Source organism: Vibrio sp. 10N.261.55.A7, from assembly GCF_002877365.1.
In the GTDB taxonomy this organism is placed as follows: domain Bacteria; phylum Pseudomonadota; class Gammaproteobacteria; order Enterobacterales; family Vibrionaceae; genus Vibrio.
Genome location: NZ_MCWZ01000202.1, coordinates 1 through 2,543, shown reverse-complemented (window position 1 = coordinate 2,543; position 2,543 = coordinate 1). Strand labels below are relative to the sequence as shown.

Sequence of the window (2,543 nt, the reverse complement as noted above, 5' to 3'; positions counted from 1 at the left end):
TGGCACATTAGTTGCGTAATACACCGTCATAATTGAGTAACGCACTAAAGTTGCTCTGAATTAGGTATATCTAGCACCATGATGGTGCGCTACAAAAGAGTAAGGAGATCTCTTCACATGTCAGAATCATCCAACCAGATTCAAGGCGCGGTTCAGCTTTTAACACAAAGCTCAGACACATTATTTCTATTGCTGGGCGCGATAATGGTTTTTTTGATGCACGCTGGCTTCGCCTTCCTAGAAGTCGGAACCGTTCGACGCAAAAACCAGGTCAATGCGTTAGTTAAGATCCTGGCTGATTTCGGCGTATCAGCGTTAGCCTATTTCTTCATTGGATACTGGGTCGCGTATGGTGGCCATTTCTTTTCAAGTGCTGAAACGCTGTCGGCGGGCAATGGGTATGAGCTTGTAAAGTTCTTCTTCCTACTGACATTTGCTGCAGCAATACCGGCTATCGTTTCCGGAGGCATTGCAGAGCGTGCTCGTTTCTATCCAATCCTTATTGCCACATTCTTAACGGTTGGCCTTGTGTACCCGCTTTTTGAAGGCATGATCTGGAACGGAAACTTCGGCATTCAAGCGTGGTTTGAATCAAGTTTTGGTGCGTCATTCCATGACTTTGCAGGATCAGTGGTTGTGCACGGTGTTGGTGGGTGGATTGCTCTTGTCGCCGTTGTATTCCTTGGGATGCGAAAAGGCCGAGTTCGTGCAGGTAAGCACACCAACTTCGCACCGTCTAACATCCCATTTTTGGCATTGGGGGCATGGATACTGTGTGTAGGCTGGTTTGGCTTCAACGTAATGTCTGCTCAAACTTTAGAGGGTATCAGTGGGTTAGTTGCACTTAACTCATTAATGGCTATGGTTGGTGGTATTATTGTTGCGTTAATCGCTGGAAAAAATGACCCTGGTTTTATACACAACGGGCCCTTAGCAGGTTTGGTCGCTATCTGTGCGGGTTCTGATCTTATGCATCCGATTGGCGCACTTGTTACGGGCGGAATCGCTGGTGGCTTGTTTGTATACCTCTTTACGTACCTACAGAACAACACAAAGATTGATGATGTGCTCGGTGTATGGCCACTACACGGTGTTTGTGGTGCATGGGGAGGAGTTGCAGCGGGTATCTTCGGTCAAACGGCTTTAGGTGGCCTTGGCGGCGTAAGTTTAACGGTTCAGGTGCTAGGCACTATTTTAGGTATTGCCACTGCAGTCATAGGCGCTGTGATTGTTTACGGTGCATTGCACAAATTAACAGGCCTACGACTGTCAGAAGAAGATGAATTCATAGGGGCAGATTTGGCGGTACATAAGATCTCTTCAACCACTGACGATTAACGCGCTACGGTATTTTAATATTTGATTTAAAAGAGAGGCTTAGTCCTCTCTTTTTTGTCAGGCCTCACAAAACCCATATGAACTTAAAGGAATTAATACTATGGTCTAATGCGATACTCTTCTGGTAGAAAAAGAACAATGCTAGTCTTTAGTAAAGTCAGGGCTAAAAGGACATAGCATGCCATTTCCTTACAAAAATATCGTCATTCTTACTGGTGCAGGTATCTCTGCCGAATCAGGAATTCAAACGTTTCGAGCTCAGGACGGGCTTTGGGAAAACCACAAAATTGAAGATGTGGCGACGCCAGAAGGGTTCAGTCGCGATCCTGATCTCGTGCAAGATTTTTACAATCAACGTCGACGTAAACTTCAATCAGAGACGATCAAGCCCAATGCTGCCCATATCGCGCTTGGTAAGCTTGAGTCACAGCTTGACGGTAAGGTAACTGTCATTACTCAAAACATTGACAATCTCCATGAGAGAGGTGGGAGCGACAATATCATTCACATGCACGGCGAGTTGTTAAAATCAAGATGCAGTGAATCTAATCAAGTCATTGAGCACCTAGATGATATTGTGACTGGAGAACTCTGCCACTGCTGTCAAATCCCTGCTCAAATGCGCCCACATATTGTCTGGTTTGGAGAGATGCCTTTAAAAATGGGTGACATATACGCCTCATTAGAGGAGGCTGATTTGTTTATTTCGATTGGCACATCAGGGGTTGTTTACCCAGCAGCAGGCTTCGTTCACGATGCCAAAATGCATGGTGCTCATACCATAGAGATCAATCTAGAACCTAGTGCTGTAGAAAGCGAATTTGAAGAGAAGCGCTATGGCAAAGCAAGTGCAGAAGTGCCTAGGTTGGTAGAAGAATTGCTGAGTGCTGATATTCAACATCAACAGCGCGCTTAACGCACCGAAATTTAGAAACACCTGATGACAGTAATGGCTCCTAATCTACTTTGTTGGATTGGGAGCTTTTCATTTTGTACATAGCGAGGTCGGTGCGCCTGATTGCAGCATCTAGGTCTTCTTTTCTAGTAGACTCAACACCGTAGCTGTATTTAACTGGCCCATCTGATAGATCTTGCTCAAGTGTATCCAATAATTGCTTTGAACGTCCAGCAACTGTCGCAACGATAAATTCATCGCCACCTAGTCTGAATCCAAGCTCTTTTTTGTTCATTGCATCGACAAGAGA

3 protein-coding genes are annotated in these 2,543 nt (G+C 45.2%); 2 read left to right on the top strand and 1 reads right to left on the bottom strand.

Going from position 1 to position 2,543, the window contains the following annotated elements:
* Nucleotides 1-117: 117 nt before the first annotated feature.
* Nucleotides 118-1,338, top strand: a complete 1,221-nt coding sequence (locus BCU12_RS10505; RefSeq protein WP_102404246.1) for an ammonium transporter — start codon at nt 118-120, stop codon at nt 1,336-1,338.
* 178 nt (nt 1,339-1,516) lie between these two features.
* The gene (gene cobB / locus BCU12_RS10500; RefSeq protein WP_102404245.1) at nt 1,517-2,254 is read left to right on the top strand and encodes a Sir2 family NAD+-dependent deacetylase; all 738 of its coding nucleotides are present in this window, start codon (nt 1,517-1,519) and stop codon (nt 2,252-2,254) included.
* Nucleotides 2,255-2,294: 40 nt separating this feature from the next.
* Here the strand turns inward: cobB and BCU12_RS10495 are convergent.
* Nucleotides 2,295-2,543 (bottom strand): diguanylate cyclase (locus BCU12_RS10495; protein ID WP_133153862.1); only part of this gene is annotated, 249 nt, incomplete at its 5' end.